General features: G+C 48.0%; 11 protein-coding genes. 4 read left to right on the top strand and 7 right to left on the bottom strand.

Annotation, left to right across the window (positions count from 1 at the left end; all coding sequences use genetic code 11):
- Positions 1–77: 77 nt before the first annotated feature.
- From N5E87_RS09405 to N5E87_RS09380, 6 genes are all read right to left on the bottom strand, one after another.
- Positions 78–296 (bottom strand): DUF2835 domain-containing protein, encoded by a 219-nt coding sequence (locus tag N5E87_RS09405; RefSeq protein WP_011622451.1) that lies wholly within the window; start codon positions 294–296, stop codon positions 78–80.
- A gap of 307 nt (positions 297–603) precedes the next feature.
- Positions 604–3,153 carry an aminopeptidase N gene (pepN, locus tag N5E87_RS09400; protein ID WP_279775272.1) on the bottom strand — a complete coding sequence of 850 codons (2,550 nt, stop codon included), beginning with the start codon at positions 3,151–3,153 and terminating at the stop codon, positions 604–606.
- A gap of 83 nt (positions 3,154–3,236) precedes the next feature.
- Positions 3,237–5,288: a carboxy terminal-processing peptidase gene (prc, locus tag N5E87_RS09395; protein ID WP_279775271.1), complete on the bottom strand. Its 2,052-nt coding sequence runs from the start codon at positions 5,286–5,288 to the stop codon at positions 3,237–3,239.
- Between the two features lie 28 nt (positions 5,289–5,316).
- The gene (gene proQ, locus N5E87_RS09390) at positions 5,317–5,958 is read right to left on the bottom strand and encodes an RNA chaperone ProQ (protein WP_086903598.1); all 642 of its coding nucleotides are present in this window, start codon (positions 5,956–5,958) and stop codon (positions 5,317–5,319) included.
- A 278-nt stretch (positions 5,959–6,236) separates the two neighbouring features.
- Entirely contained in the window at positions 6,237–6,695 is a 459-nt protein-coding gene (locus tag N5E87_RS09385; RefSeq protein ID WP_011625985.1) for a GAF domain-containing protein, read from the bottom strand.
- 15 nt (positions 6,696–6,710) lie between these two features.
- Complete coding sequence (locus tag N5E87_RS09380) at positions 6,711–7,010, bottom strand: YebG family protein (RefSeq protein WP_086903597.1); 300 nt, start codon at positions 7,008–7,010, stop codon at positions 6,711–6,713.
- Between the two features lie 205 nt (positions 7,011–7,215).
- Here N5E87_RS09380 and N5E87_RS09375 point away from each other — a divergent pair, with 205 nt between their 5' ends.
- The 3 genes from N5E87_RS09375 to N5E87_RS09365 are packed head-to-tail and all read left to right on the top strand — an operon-like array spanning position 7,216 to position 11,093.
- Complete coding sequence (locus N5E87_RS09375) at positions 7,216–7,851, top strand: paraquat-inducible protein A (protein ID WP_086903596.1); 636 nt, start codon at positions 7,216–7,218, stop codon at positions 7,849–7,851.
- Position 7,852: 1 nt separating this feature from the next.
- On the top strand, positions 7,853–8,470 hold the full coding sequence (locus tag N5E87_RS09370) for a paraquat-inducible protein A (protein ID WP_011622444.1): 618 nt from the start codon (positions 7,853–7,855) through the stop codon (positions 8,468–8,470).
- Positions 8,457–11,093: an MlaD family protein gene (locus N5E87_RS09365; RefSeq protein ID WP_086903595.1), complete on the top strand. Its 2,637-nt coding sequence runs from the start codon at positions 8,457–8,459 to the stop codon at positions 11,091–11,093. Before N5E87_RS09370 ends, N5E87_RS09365 begins: the two co-directional genes overlap by 14 nt.
- A gap of 178 nt (positions 11,094–11,271) precedes the next feature.
- On the opposite strand, the gene N5E87_RS09360 is transcribed toward N5E87_RS09365, so the two are convergent.
- The gene (locus N5E87_RS09360) at positions 11,272–12,498 is read right to left on the bottom strand and encodes a spore maturation protein (RefSeq protein WP_086903594.1); all 1,227 of its coding nucleotides are present in this window, start codon (positions 12,496–12,498) and stop codon (positions 11,272–11,274) included.
- Between the two features lie 146 nt (positions 12,499–12,644).
- Between N5E87_RS09360 and rsmF the strand changes: the two genes are divergently transcribed.
- Positions 12,645–14,090, top strand: coding sequence for a 16S rRNA (cytosine(1407)-C(5))-methyltransferase RsmF (gene rsmF, locus N5E87_RS09355; RefSeq protein ID WP_279775846.1), 1,446 nt, complete (start codon positions 12,645–12,647; stop codon positions 14,088–14,090).
- The last annotated feature ends 172 nt before the right edge of the window (positions 14,091–14,262 follow it).

The following is a 14,262-nucleotide window of genomic DNA, read 5'->3' as shown; positions in this document are numbered from 1 at the left end:
AAGAAAATATCATATTTCCGTGATTGTAATTAGTCGACCGTTTAAAGTAATTACTCTAAGTGAAAATCAATAATTTATTAGGCTAACTGCTCTAGCGACACAAATTGCCCTTTATCATCGAGCACCAGTTTGAACTGTCCATGAATACCGTTATCGGTTAAAAAACGCCTAAAATGTCGGCCATTAATCCACAGGATCCGCCCCTGACGCTCACGCACTTCAACCTTATCGGCAATGCCTTGATAGTAAGGTAAAAACTCTCGATAACTTAGATTTAGCTTAAAATACAATTCCATATTAAAACTCAAATAATCGGCATAAAACTGGTAGTGGGAATTTACGACGGGCCAATTACAGCTGTTGGACCAACAAACAGCATGTCGTAGAAACAGAGCTATTGCCTTGAATTATCGGCCTCACAGGGACAAAGAACACTCTACTCCCCTCGTCAAAAGGCCATCATATTCAATAGTATAAAGCGTCATACCTTAGATTTAACTTAACTCGTTAAATAGTATAACTAGGGTACATGGCCTTCATGACTCTAACAGCTCAATTACTGCTTGGAAGAATGAGGGCAGCATAATGCTGCCCTCTTCATAGCTACTGTGCTAATGCCTTAGATACTTTCTCGAATAAATCTTTCGACAGTTCAGGCAGCGCCAACAATCGCGTTAAACAAGCCTTGATCTTGACTTGGCGCGCCTCATCAAACTTACTAAATTGGATGAGTGGCGTCACCATACGCGCCGCAACCTGCGGGTTGAGTTTATTTAAGCTGATAAGACATTCAGTTAAAAACTCGTAACCTTTGCCATCGGCGCGGTGGAATTGATAAATATTTCCGGCAGCAAAGCTGCCAATCAGTGAACGCACGCGGTTAGGATTGCTCATGCTAAAGCTCGCGTGTTGTTGTAATTGACGCAAACTATCAATCACCCCTTCCACATCATGGGTAGCCTGCAGCATGAACCATTTGTCCATCACCAGCGGCGTATCGCGCCAGCGGGCTTCAAACATTGCCATCAAATGTTCGCGGCAAGGTAGCGAACCGACATTCGCCGCACTTAATGCGCCAAGTGAGTCGGTCATATTGGTAGCCTTATCAAACTGCTCAACCACAAAGCTTTCGGCCTCGCTACTGACTCGGCTCAACCAGTTAAGACATTGGTTTTTCAGCGCTCGCGCTTTTGTGCAATCACGGTTTACCAATGAGCGATACAGCGCCGTTAACTCATCTTCACAATAGGCGGCAAGCTCTGTGAGCACAAATTCACGGGCTAGGGCTAAGGCATCTAAATCGACCGTGTCGGTTTGCTCAATCAACGCTGAGGCCGATGGTATAGCTAACATTTCCGCCATCAGCGCCTGATCTAACTGCTCATCGAGTAAGGCGCCTTTAAAGCTGTCCTTCACTCGCTCGTCTAATGTCATGGTGTGATGTTGCTGCAAATGCGCCACATTTTGCCAAATCGCTTGACTCACGAGCGCCACCGACGCCTCCCAACGCGCCACTTCACTCGAGGCAAAGCGCATCAAATGTACAAGCTGATCGATTTCAAAGGGATAATGCAATTTAACCGGTGCAGAGAAATCCTGTAGTAAGGATGCCACGGGTTTATGGCGCATACCTTCAAATGTAAATACTTGCTCTGCTTGAGTAAAATCAAGCACTTGATTTACCAGTGACAGCCCTTTCTCATCTAACAGCTCTAAGCTAAAGGGGATATGCAAAGGTGAAGCACAACCAGCTAAGGTTTGTTTGAGGGTTAACTGGTAAGTCCCAGCCTCAGCGTCAAAACTGTCGCTTGCGGTGACAAGTGGCGTGCCCGCTTGGCTATACCAGAGACGGTATTGCGTTAGATCGATTCCACTGGCATCTTCCATCGCCGCGACAAAATCATCGCAAGTCACGGCTTGGCCATCGTGGCGTTTGAAGTATAACTTCATCCCCGCTTGGAAATGGGCTTCACCCAACAGGGTGTGCATCATGCGAATAACTTCAGCGCCCTTGTTATACACAGTAACAGTATAAAAATTATTCATCTCAATCACAGACTCGGGGCGGATCGGATGCGCCATGGGGCCTGAGTCTTCAGCGAACTGCTGGTTTTTGATGACTTTAATCGCGTGAATTCGGTTCACAGCACGAGAGCCTAAATCCGAACTAAACTCTTGATCGCGAAACACTGTCAAGCCTTCCTTGAGGCTTAATTGGAACCAGTCACGGCAAGTCACGCGGTTACCCGTCCAGTTATGGAAGTACTCATGGCCGACCACAGATTCAATACCGTGGTAATCATCGTCGGTTGCGGTCAAGGTATCTGCCAACACATACTTGGTGTTGAAGATATTTAAGCCTTTGTTTTCCATCGCCCCCATATTGAAAAAGTCGACCGCGACTATCATGTAGATATCTAAGTCGTATTCTAGGTCAAAACGAGATTCATCCCAGGCCATAGACTTTTTCAGGGACGCCATTGTATGGTGCGCTTTTTGTAAATTACCTTTATCGACAAACACTTGCAGTACCACTTTGCGATGACTGCGGGTGATAAACTCATCCTGCAGCAGATCGAAATCACCAGCGACTAGGGCAAACAGATAGGCGGGTTTTGGGAAAGGATCTTGCCAGCGCACGTAATGGCGGCCACCATCGAGCTCGCCTTTCTCAATCAAGTTACCGTTGCTGAGCAGGAACGGAAACGCCAGTTTATCGGCTTCGATTCGCACTGTGTATTTGGCTAACACGTCGGGGCGGTCGAGAAAATACGTGATACGTCTAAAGCCTTCCGCTTCGCACTGAGTACAGTAGGCGCCGTCGGACATATAGAGACCTTCGAGGCTTGAGTTAGCCTCGGGATCGAGTTGGGTGATGATGGTCAACTCAAATTCATTCAGCGATGTCTCGATGGACAACTGCCCTTCACTCGCGTGATACGTCGCCGCTTGTCCATCAATGCCCACACTCACTAAGGTCAAACTTTCACCATCGAGCACTAAGGGATTGGTGTGGGAAGAAGTACGTTTGACTTTGCTAACGGCTTTAACCAGGGTGTTTTTACCATCGAGATTAACATCTAAATCAATGGTTTCGATCGTGAACTGGGGAGCTTGATAATCTTTAAGGTATTTTGCTTGTGCTTGTGTCATGTCGTTCCCTTTAACACTGTTCTAAATAAGAAAAACGCGCCATAAGCGCGTTTTAAGATACGGTAAACAGGCGCAATAACCGCCTATTTAGTGCCAGCGTTAGCCAGCTTTTTTGCATCCGCCATATCTAAGGTGATATAGGCCGTTTCGTCTAAGAAGGCATCCGGTGCTTCAATGTCGTCTTTGTCTTTAATGTCTTCCATCGATTTAACCGCGGCTAAACCATGGGCAACACGACGCTCGTTGGTTCTATCGAGTACTTTCTTCTCATCGGCTTCACGCGAGGCAATGCGCTCACTTTCAACTAAGGAGACAGTTTTCTCTTTATGATGCTTTTTAAAGTCGGCAATATCTTGATTGATATAGTTAAACTCAACATTGTTCTGAATACGGGCAAGGTGCTTTTTATCTAAACTCGCCACCAACTCAGGGGTGATGTCGTTTAGGGTGCCGTATTGCGCCATTGGCACTTTGTCCCAAGGTAAAGCATTCTTCTCTTCCGCTTCACCGTATTCACCCGGCTCTAACGCACTTGGGTAAGCAATGTTAGGGGTTACGCCTTTGAGCTGAGTGCTGCCACCGTTGATACGGTAGAACTTTTGAATCGTGTACTGCACGTGGCCAATCGGCTTCTCGTACATATCGTAGATTCGACCAAGGCTCTTATGCTGCTGCACAGTGCCTTTACCAAAGCTTGACTCACCAACAATCAGCGCACGGTCGTAATCTTGCAACGCAGCGGCAAAAATTTCCGAAGCTGATGCACTGTAACGGTCAACCATAATGGTTAACGGACCAGCGTAGGTCGTCTTGCCATCGTTATCACGGTGGGCAGACACTCGACCATCGGCGTCACGCACTTGCACCACTGGGCCCATATCGATAAAGAGTCCCGTCAGTAACACGGCTTCGGTCAACGCACCGCCGCCATTACCACGTAAGTCGATGACGACACCTTCAACCTTGGCTTCGTTTAACTTCACCAATTCTTTTTCGACGTCCTGGGATAAGTTCATATAGAAACCAGGGATTTGAATCACACCCACTTTACGGTTGGCGTATTCACCGTCTTTTGGCTCGATGATCTTTGAGGTCGCGGCACGGTCTTCTAAACGGATTTTGTCGCGCACTAAGGTTAGATTAAACGGTTTAGCGTTAGAGCCGCCCTTCTTAGGTAAAATCTGTAATACGACTTTACTGCCCTTAGGCCCTTTGATCAGATCGACCACATCGTCTAATCGCCAGCCGATCACATCAACAATCTCACCGCCTTCTTGGCCGACGCCGACGATCTTATCTTCAGGCGACAGTTTTTCACTGCTGGCCGCAGGACCGCCTGCAATCAAACTCTTGATGACAGTGTAATCGTCTTCAAGCTGTAACTGCGCACCAATCCCCTCGAGGCTTAAGTTCATTTCCATTTGGAAACGTTCAGCATTACGGGGCGATAAATAGCTAGTATGTGGCTCGATGCTACGGGAGAACGCATTCATCACCGCTTGGAACACATCTTCGCTATTGGTCTGAGTCAGACGCTTGATGGCGTTGTTATAACGTTTTTGCAGAATATCAACGATTTCAGGCCATTTCTTGCCAGTGAGTTTCAGATTCAGCGCATCGTATTTAACACGTTGACGCCATAATTCGTTGATCTCGGCTTGATCTTTTGGCCAAGCAACATCTTCTCTATCGTATTCGTAGGCATCACCCGGAACGGTGAAGTCCATCTCTTTGTCGAGCAGAGAGAGTGTGTACACAAAACCTTCGTAGCGACGTTTCTGAACCAAATCAAACATCTTATAAGCAGGCTCGAGTTCACCCGAGCTCAGCATATCGTCAAACTGATTAACGTAAGGTTTGAAGCTGTCGACATCGGCTTGCGTCAGCACATTACGACGGTAGTCGAGTTGTTGCAGGTAGCGGTCAAAAATCTGAGCAGAAAACGCATCATCTAATGCAAATCTATGATAGTGGGAACGAGTGTATAAATCCGTCACTCGCTTACTCGCCACTTTATGCTGCGCTTCCTGCTTGAGAGTGGGTAACTCGCTGATTTGAATCGTAGGGGGGACAGCCCAAGCCGAGAATCCGACAAAAACAGTGGCAATGGATGTAGCCAAAGTGAGTTTTCGCATCAACAAGTTACTCCGTTTGATTAAATGATTACAGCAGGATATGTTCCGCTTTCACTTTTACCGTTAAGCCGCTATCTAGCTGAACATGAATGTCCTCTTTGTTAATGTCGGTGATCACGCCGGCTACTGGCGTCATCCCTAACTTAACATTGACACGTTGCTTCTTCGCTAAATCGGTCAATTGCGCTTGAACTAAGTTTACAGCAGGCTCTGCCTTAGGTGCTGCTTTTGCTGGGCGCTCAGTCTTACGTGCTGGCACGGCAACTTTCTTAGGGGCTTTCTTCGCAGGGGCTTTACCCGCAGGCGCCGTTTTTGGCGCTTGAGCTGCACGCTTAGCTTTTGCTTTATCTTGGCTTTCTTTCAACATCGCTTGAGCATGATCGATATGCTCTTGCTCTAACTCACCGCATGGCTGACCATCAAGATCCACACGCTGTGCACCGGCTTTTACCGATTTCAGGTAGCGCCAGCTGCTGGTGTAGCGTCTTAAGGCAACTCGCAGTTGAGTTTTACTGACTTTAGAATCATCAGCCAACCTTTCAGCCAAATCTTGAAACAATCCGATTTTTAATGGCTTAGTTTCACCTTCAGCAATAAAGCACAAAGGAAATGTTTCATACAAATACGCCAAAATTGCGTTGGTGTCGGTCAACTTATCTGTTGATTCCATCATTACTTCCACAGTTAAAAAGGGACATCGAATCCGAGGTGATAAAAATCAGCTTCTTACGAGTCGTTTATCTTGGTTAAGCTCACATATGAGCCAAAGTACAAATTAGCATTCTCGCCGAGTTAACTAAAGTTAAAAAATATAAGTTAACAATTTTTCACGGCTGAACCTATCAGGCTTATTTCGGCTGTGCTCAAAATAAGCCTTATCAGTGCATGCGCTATTATAAGGCGCACGCCACCGATTGCGACTATGAATTATGCGTTATTGTACGCAAATTAAGCAAATAGGCAGTTTTCGAAGCTTTTTACCAATAATTCCAAGCCCTTTTGGTCTTCTTCATCGAAGCGGTCAAAAATAGGACTATCGATATCCAGCACGGCCACAACCTTACCATCGGCGCGCACTGGGATAACAATTTCAGAATTACTGGCTGAATCGCAGGCGATATGACCATCAAATTGATGCACATCGGCGACGCGCTGCGTCTGATTGGTTTGCGCGGCGGTACCGCACACGCCCTTACCCATTGGAATACGGGTACAGGCCACTTTACCTTGGAAAGGACCCAACACCAGCTGTTCGCCACGCATCACGTAAAACCCCACCCAGTTCAGTTCGGTTAGGTTATCGTTTAGCAAAGCAGAAAAGTTAGCCATGGCAGCCACTAAATCATCCTCGCCCTCGAGTAAGGCCAGCGCTTGACGATTCAGTGACTCATAAAATTGCGGTTTCATAGACTTCCTAAAAAATTATTCGGCAGCGTCGTCCTTCTTAGGCGCTTTTTTCGCTACATTTTGTTTTGATGGCGTACTATTAACTTGAACCACGCCTTTAAGCAAGTTTGTCAGCTCATCTTTATTGTTAGCAAAATAGAATGCGAGCTGTTCGCTCACGGTTTCATCAATTCCGAGCTGCGCTTTTTGAATAAATGGAATGAGGTTATCGGCGATGTCGAGCATCTTATCGTAGGCGTCAGCCTCCTTTTTCGATGTAAATGTCATCTTCTCCACCCCTTCTCTTACCACGACAAACTGTGTAATAACTGCCATGACTGCCCTCGCACTGTTTTTATATACAGTAATCAGGATGACATAAAGTGAACTAGTGATGCAAGTGTTCTGATTATTCTGGTACTATGAGTACGCTTTTCGTTGTCGAGATGGGTCAAGCAATGTGCTATCTCACCCTGTAATATGGTTTTATTGCGGATTATTTGCTCTCTCAATGGCTTTGGGGCTAATTTAATATTTTTATATGCATGAAAATACAGCAGAAAACTCTGTAATCCTCTGTCGTTCCTGCGACTTAGCCGTTCGAAAGCGCGCCTTACCTACGGGTGTTAGGGCGTTATGCCCGCGCTGCAGCACCGCACTTTATGACACACCATACTGCTCGGTAAACGGCATGTTAGCGCTGTGTATTACCGCGCTGGTGTTCTATTTCCCCGCCAATTTTTTCCCGGTGCTCGAAATCCACTTTTTGGGTAGCATTCGCACCACTACAGTGTTTCAGGGCGCCTTTGCGGTGTTCGACCAAGGTTATTGGGTCGTGGGATTAGCCGTGCTCGCCGCCGCCGTGATTGGCCCGGGGTTATTGATCCTGTCGATCCTTAGTCAGATTTTGATCGTCAAATGGGGACTGGGCAGTCCGTTTTGGCGCCGCAGCCTCAAACAGTTGTTAAAGCTGCAAGGGCTGCTATCCCAGCTCACCATGCTGGAGATTTATGTGATTAGCTTTTTGGTGTCATCATTTCAGTTATCTGATTTCTCGGATATTTACTTCGGTATGGGCACCTTCTGCTTCACCATGCTTTTTTTAGTCACCCTGTTTTTACAGCGTGAATACGATATTGAGCATATGTGGAGTCTTCTCATGCAGGAGCGACACTAAGATGCAGCAACAGGGAAAAGACTTAGGCCTGTGCCTGTGCAGGGTGTGCCGGCAGCTCAATAGCAGTGACAATAGCCACTGCAGTCGCTGCGAGGCCGAGCTCCATGTCCGTGATCACAGCAGCTTACAAAAAAGTTGGGCGCTGCTGATCACCGCCGCCATTTTGTTGGTTCCCGCCAACCTCTACCCTATTACAATGCTCACCAATCAGGGGCAAGTGCGCCACGATACGATTTTTTCGGGGATTATCCATTTAGTGCATTCGGATATGTTGCCCATCGCCATTATTGTGTTTATTGCCAGTATTTTAGTGCCTTGGGTGAAAATTATCGGTTTGGCCACTTACCTCTGTGCCATCAGTTTTAATCTGCCGATTTCGAAAAAGAAACTCATGGTGGGATTTCATGTGATTGAGTGGATTGGCCGTTGGTCAATGCTCGATTTGTTTGTGATCTCCTTGACGGTTGCCCTCGTCAATATGGGGCAATTACTCGATGCAAAGCCTGCACCTGCGGCCACGGCGTTTGCATTGGTGATTTTACTGACTCAACTTGCCGCAAAAGTTTTAGACACTCGTTTACTCTGGGATCGATTGGAACCTCAAGATGACACAAATTGAATCGCCAAAAGTTGTGAAGAAAAAACTCTTTTCGCCGATTTGGCTGCTCCCGATTGTGGCGCTCGCACTCGGCGCATGGCTGGGCATTAAGAGCATCAAAGAATCGGGCATTGAAATTCAGATCCACTTCCCCAGCGCCACGGGGATCGATGTGGGCAAAACCTTAGTCAAATACCAAGGTCTTACTGTCGGTAAGGTAAAGGACATTGGTATCGATGAAGATCTTAAAGGCGTAAACGTCAAAGTCATGATGGACTATCGCGCTAAGCCTTTCTTAAATAAAGAAACCCTCTTTTGGTTAGTCACCCCAAAAGCGAGCATCACGGGTGTTGAAGGCTTAGATGCGCTGTTTTCGGGTAACTATATCGCGATTCAACCCGGTAAAGGCAATGCCGCCACCTTCTTTGAGGCTGAGCGTCAACCACCACCGATGCAGGTGGGCTCAGAAGGGGTAATGATTGAACTGACGGCCGATAAACTCGGCTCGTTAGACGTGGGTTCACCAGTGTTCTTTCGTCAGATCCCTGTCGGCAGCGTGGTCAGCTATCGTTTAGACGGCAACGCCAGAGTCATTATCAGCGCCTTTATCCAAGAGCAATATGCGCGTTTAGTGAAGAAAAACTCTCACTTTTGGAACGTTTCCGGCGTGAAAGTCGACGCCAGTTTAGCGGGTATTAAAGTCAACACTGAGAGCTTGGCTTCCATTCTGGCGGGCGGCGTGAGTTTCAGCTCTGATGATAAAGCACCTGCGGCACAAAATGGTGACAGTTTTGCCCTCTATGATTCCGAAACCAGCGCCCTTGGTGGAATTGAAGTGAGCCTGACCATGAACGATGGCAACGCGATTGATAAAGGCACTCGCATTGTGTATCGCGGCATCACCATTGGTACTCTGCAGAGCAAACAACTCACCGCAACCGGCGTGACTGCGGTGGCAAAATTTGAGCCTGAATACGCCAACCTGTTAACCAGTGACGGACTGTTTTGGCTTGAAGGCGCGGATATTTCGCTCTCTGGGATCAAAAACCCCGAGCGTTTACTCACGGGAAGCGTGATTAATTTCTTACCCGGCACCAATGCCAATACGGCGCTGCCAAGCAGTTTTGCCCTGGAAGAATCGGCGCCCGATCTATTGAAGGCCAAAAAACGTCAGCTTACTATCACCTCAACTGAAAACATGGGCCTCACCGCAGGTGCGGAAGTGCGTTACAAGCAGCTGCCTATCGGTCAGGTGCTGGCGGTGAAATTAACCAAAGATCTGTCGGCCGTTGAATATCAACTCGAGCTGCAGCCTGAGTTTGCCAGCTTAGTTCGCAGTGACAGCTATTTTATCCCCGAGTCGGCGCTGAGTATCGATGCCTCACTCGATGGGGTGTCGGTGAAAACCCGCGATATGGCGACCCTCACCAAAGGGGCCGTGAGTCTTATCCCAGGAATCAGCGACACACCGCTTGCGGCAAATACTCGCCTGTCACTCTTTAGCTCAATGGATGAAGCAAAACAGTTTTTTGCTCGGCAGCAACGTCTGTACTTTACCCTTACCAGCGTAGATGGCGCCGATGTCAGCCAAGGCTCACCGATTTACTATAAAAAAATGCAAATCGGCAGTGTGGAGTCAGTCAACTGGCAGAGCAAAACCGAAGACTTTGCGATTAAAATCGCTATCGATAAGCAGTTCCAACCCTTAGTGCAAAAACCTAAAGTGTTTTGGCGTAATAGTGCCGTGGATGTCAGCGCCAGTCTTGCGGGTATTGATGTCGCCGTCGCGCCACTCCAGGGCGCGTTAAAAGGCAGCATCAGCTTAGGTTTGTTAGATAGTTCAACGACTGAGCCTAATGCGACACTTAAACTATACGAAAGCAAACAGCTCGCCTTAGCGCAGGCTCAAGCCATCAAACTCACCTTACCCGCCTCAGCGAAATTGGCAGCCAAAGCCGCCATTCGTTACCAAGGCCATCAGGTGGGTGAAGTGACACAAGTGAAGCTCAATGCCGACTTAGCCACTCTCACGGCCACCGCCTATCTTTACGGCGACTATGCCGAGCACTTCAGCCGCAGTGATACTGAGTATCATATGGTTGATGCGCAAATCTCCTTAGCGGGGATCAAATCGCCAGAAACCTTAATCACTGGGCCTTATATTGGTGTGTTACCGGGTAAGAGCAACCAAAAGGCGAGTCAATTCCAGGCTAAATTGGTTGAGAGCAGCTATGCCAACGTGGCCGAAGATGCGCTTAAGTTTACCTTAGAAGATAGCAACCTTGGCTCGATGAAAGTCGGCACGCCCATCTTCTTCCGTGGCATTAAAGTCGGCCAAATCGATGGTTATAGCCTGTCGTCTCAAGGCAACAGCGTGCTAATGCAAGCACATATTGAGCCGCAGTACAGTCACTTAGTGAATCAGAGCAGCCAGTTCTGGGACGCTTCGGGCATCAAAGTCGATGTGGGAATTTTCTCTGGTGCACAAATTGAAGCCGGTTCGCTCGAAACCCTATTAGCGGGCGGGATTAATGTCGCGACTAAGGAAACGACGCAAGCAGGTAATCGCTTAAACCAAGGCACTGTGATCCCGTTGCAACACAAAGCCCAGAGCGAATGGCAGGAATGGGCTCCAGCCCAGTAGCTAAAGCCCTGAAGCGAGGCACTGCTACGCCGATGCTCTTTACCAGCAAGATAACAAGGTAAAAGCACTCGGTATCATTTAATAATCAGGCGCATTAGAGCGGATCTAATGCGCCTGATTTTACCTGCTAAAAGCGACTGTTTGCATCGCTATCAATCACCCTTTCGCCATCTCATCCTTAGCCATAGAACCAATAACAGACCGCAATCGCGGCGCAGATCCCTGCAAAATCGGCCGTTAAACCACAGGCGAGCGCATGACGCCCGTGACGGATCCCAACAGAGCCAAAGTAAACTGCCAGCACATAGAAAGTTGTTTCAGTACTCCCTTGGAAAATCGCCGCCAAGCGCCCCGCAAAGGAGTCCACACCATGGTGCGCCATGGTTTCGAGCATCATAGCCCGCGCGCCCGAACCGCTAAAAGGCTTCATTAATGCGGTTGGCATTGCATCGACAAAACGAGTATCAAACCCGAAAAGACTCACGCCACTGGCAATCAGTTGCAGCAGGTAATCCAAGGCGCCCGACGCCCTGAGTAAGCCAATCGCCAGCAGCATGGCTAGAAGATACGGGATCAGTTGAATCGATTGGTTAAACCCCGCCTTGGCGCCTTCGATAAACTCATCATAAATCGCCACTTTTCGCACGCCAGCCACCAGCACAAAACTGAAGACTAACAGTAGCAATACCCCGTTGCCCAAGGCGGTCGACACTGTGCCAATGGCGTCTGCGGTTAAGGTCATCAAATAAAAACCACTGGCGACTAATGCTGACAGCAGCACTGCACCATATCCGAGCACCACGGCATTGAGCAGTGAAAGCCGCTGCACAACAGCGACGATCAGAAGCCCCGCTAAGGTTGAGGCAGACGTGGCGAGCAGAATGGGTAAAAAAATGTCCGCAGGTGCGGCGGCGCCCTGTTGGGCACGGTACAAAAACACAGTGACAGGAACTAAGGTCACCGAGGAGGTATTGAGCACTAAAAATAGAATTTGTGCATTGGTTGCGACGGTTTTGACCGGATTTAGACTCTGCAAATCCTGCATTGCCTTAAGCCCCAATGGCGTGGCGGCATTATCAAGTCCAAACACGTTGGCCGTTAAGTTCATCGTCATACTGCCAAATGCGGGGTGCCCCTTGGGCACTTCGGGCATTAAGCGGCGCAGCAGCGGCTCAAACACAAAGGCAATCGCCCCAACAACGCCTGCCTTTTCACCAATTCGCATTAATCCCATCCACAGGGACAAAACGCCCACTAAGCCTAAGGCGATTTCAGCGGCGAGTTTAGCGCTGGCAAACATGGCCTCTACCGCGTTGGCAAGCACCTCTATATGCCCATTGAAAAGCTGTACCGCCATCGCCAGCAGCGATGTGAGAAAAAACACTAACCACACCCGATTTAGCACTCTGCCGCTTCCTTATTTTTATCCATGCTTTTTCTTTATGTTGCTGTGATAACCGGTTATTGATGGCAAAAGCCAAGGGAGAAAATCCCAGCCCAGTAAGGGATTATGATATACTTGCCGCAGTTGATACACAGCCTAATCCCGTTATGGTTCAATTAAATCAAAATTTTATCAATACTATTGCCCAAGAACTGCCCGCCCATCTCTCAATGGATGACTTTATCGCGGCCTGTTCGAGACCACTACGCCGCTCGATTCGCGTCAACACCTTAAAGATCAGCAGTGAAGACTTTAAGCAATTAATGCAGCCTAAAGGATGGACCTTTGAGCCTATACCCTGGTGTGAGGATGGTTTCTGGATAAGCTACGATGAAGAAGAGCAGCTCGGCAACGCCCTAGAGCATATTCAGGGATTATTCTATATCCAAGAAGCCAGCTCCATGTTGCCCCCCACTGCGCTATTTACCCCAAATGCGGATTGGCAATCTGTATTAGATTTAGCTTCAGCGCCGGGCTCTAAAACCACGCAAATGGCAGCGTTAATGAATAATCAAGGCTTATTAGTCGCCAATGAATATTCCGCTAGCCGCGTCAAAGTGCTCCATGCCAATGTGCTGCGCATGGGCGCGAGTCACTGCGCCCTGACCCACTTCGATGGACGGGTATTTGGCGAGTATCTGTATGAAAGTTTTGATGCGGTGTTGATTGACGCCCCCTGCGGTGGTGAAGGCACAGTCCGTAAAGATGCGGACGCGTTAAAATCTTGGTCCCTCGATGAGGTGCTCGAAATTAGCGAAACCCAAAAAGCGTTAATCGAATCCGCATTTTTGGCGTTAAAACCGGGTGGCAGTTTGGTGTATTCCACTTGCACCCTTAATCGGCACGAAAACCAAGGCGTGTGCGAATATTTACAGCAAACCTATGGCGATGCGGTGCAATTTGAATCCTTAAGCCAACTGTTTGATGGCGCCGAAAAAGCCACTACGCCAGAAGGCTTTTTGCACGTTTGGCCGCAAATTTACGACAGTGAAGGCTTTTTTGTCGCTAAATCGACTAAAACCCGCTCGGTGCCGCGCCTGCAACCAGAGCCTAAATTGCAAAAGAATTTCCCCTTTACGGAGGCAAGTGCCAAACAAGCCAAAGCCATTCAAGCCTATTTTGCCGATGATTTGGGTATCGAACTGCCCGATGATCTCATTATGGTGCGCGACGATGAGTTTTGGCTCTTTCCCCATGAATTTAGAGATTTTATCGGCAAAATGCGCTTTCAGCGGATTGGGGTTAAGCTTGCCGACCACAGTAAACATGGCTTTAAAGTCCGTCATGAAGCCATTATTGCGCTTGCGGGAAAATCACTTACTGCGGCGACAAACGGCGCTAAAGTTGTCGACGTTAGCGATGAGCAAGCGAAAGAGTATTTGATGGGACGAGATATTCCCCTCGATATGGCTGGCAAGGCTCAAGGTGAAGTGATTGTCTGTTATGGCGGCGCGCCCTTAGGCATGGCTAAACATTTAGGCAATAAATTAAAAAACAGCCTGCCCAGAGACTTAGTAAAAGATAAAGTGTTATTGCTACCACCGCAGGCATAATGGTTATAAATCGACCATTTTTTAGCGAGAAATAACCTAAAAAAGGGGATAGAGAAAGTGTCACTCACACTAAACTCAACTACACTGAGTCTATTGTAAAGCGCACTGCATGGCGCTTTCATCTGTAGCGCACGGCTCTTCAACGAGCCATTCCCCTAGGCCCAAACAGTTG

The sequence above is a fragment of the Shewanella sp. GD03713 genome, assembly GCF_029843705.1.
In the GTDB taxonomy this organism is placed as follows: domain Bacteria; phylum Pseudomonadota; class Gammaproteobacteria; order Enterobacterales; family Shewanellaceae; genus Shewanella.
Note: the sequence above shows the minus strand (reverse complement) of the source record. Positions and strands in the feature narration are given on the sequence as shown.